Below are 1,186 nucleotides of genomic sequence, written 5' to 3' on the forward strand. Positions count from 1 at the left end.
CGTATTCCGTGTTGCCAAGCAAGCGGTAATCAAGGCAGGCCAATACGCCTACCGTGACCGTCGTCAGAAAAAACGTCAGTTCCGCGCTCTGTGGATCGCTCGTATCAACGCTGGTGCTCGTATCAACGGTCTGTCCTACAGCCGTTTCATCGCCGGCCTGAAAAAAGCGTCCATCGAGATCGACCGTAAGGTTCTGGCTGATCTGGCAGTGAACGAAAAAGCGGCGTTTGCTGCGATTGTCGAGAAAGCTAAAGCCACCTTGGCTTAAGTACCCCCGACAGTCACCCGGCCTCGCATCTGTGGGGTCAGGTGTTAAACGTCATAAATAGGGGAAGAGCCTTCAAGCTCTCCCCCTATTTTGTATCTGGAGTCTGTACATGGAAAACCTGGACGCGCTCGTCTCTCAAGCTCTAGAGGCTGTGCAAAGCGCTGAAGATATCAATGCCCTGGAGCAAATCCGGGTTCACTACCTTGGCAAGAAGGGTGAATTGACTCAGGTGATGAAGACCCTGGGGAATTTGCCGGCAGAAGAGCGTCCGCAGGTCGGTGCGCTGATCAACGTTGCCAAGGAGCGTGTCACAGAGGTCCTTAATGCGCGCAAGGCATTGTTTGAAGAAGCCGACCTGGCTGCCAAACTCTCTGCCGAGTCCATTGACGTGACCCTGCCTGGCCGTGGTCAGACCTCCGGTGGTCTGCATCCGGTTACCCGTACTCTGGAACGCGTCGAACAGTTCTTCACCCGTATTGGCTACGGCATTGCCGAAGGCCCTGAGGTCGAAGACGACTATCACAACTTCGAAGCGCTCAACATCCCAGGCCACCACCCGGCCCGGTCGATGCATGACACCTTCTATTTCAATGCGAACATGCTGTTGCGCACCCATACCTCGCCGGTACAGGTCCGCACCATGGAGTCGAAACAGCCGCCGATCCGCATCGTCTGCCCAGGCCGTGTATATCGCAGCGACTCCGATATCACCCACTCGCCGATGTTCCACCAGGTCGAAGGCCTGCTGATCGATCGCGACATCAATTTCGCCGACCTCAAAGGCACCATCGAAGAGTTCCTGCGGGTGTTCTTCGAAAAGGAACTGGCGGTGCGTTTCCGTCCTTCCTACTTCCCGTTCACCGAGCCATCCGCCGAAGTCGACATGGAGTGCGTGATGTGCAGCGGTAAAGGCTGCCG

At 56.2% G+C, this 1,186-nt stretch carries 2 protein-coding genes; both read left to right on the plus strand.

What is annotated here, in order from left to right; all coding sequences use genetic code 11:
* Nucleotides 1–268 (plus strand): 50S ribosomal protein L20 (gene rplT / locus ACXRVY_RS30320; RefSeq protein WP_458239116.1); only part of this gene is annotated, 268 nt, incomplete at its 5' end.
* 109 nt (nucleotides 269–377) lie between these two features.
* On the plus strand, nucleotides 378–1,186 hold an 809-nt coding region (gene pheS / locus ACXRVY_RS30325; RefSeq protein ID WP_458239117.1), incomplete at its 3' end, for a phenylalanine--tRNA ligase subunit alpha.

The sequence above is a fragment of the Pseudomonas sp. P5_A2_2 genome (assembly GCF_054177685.1).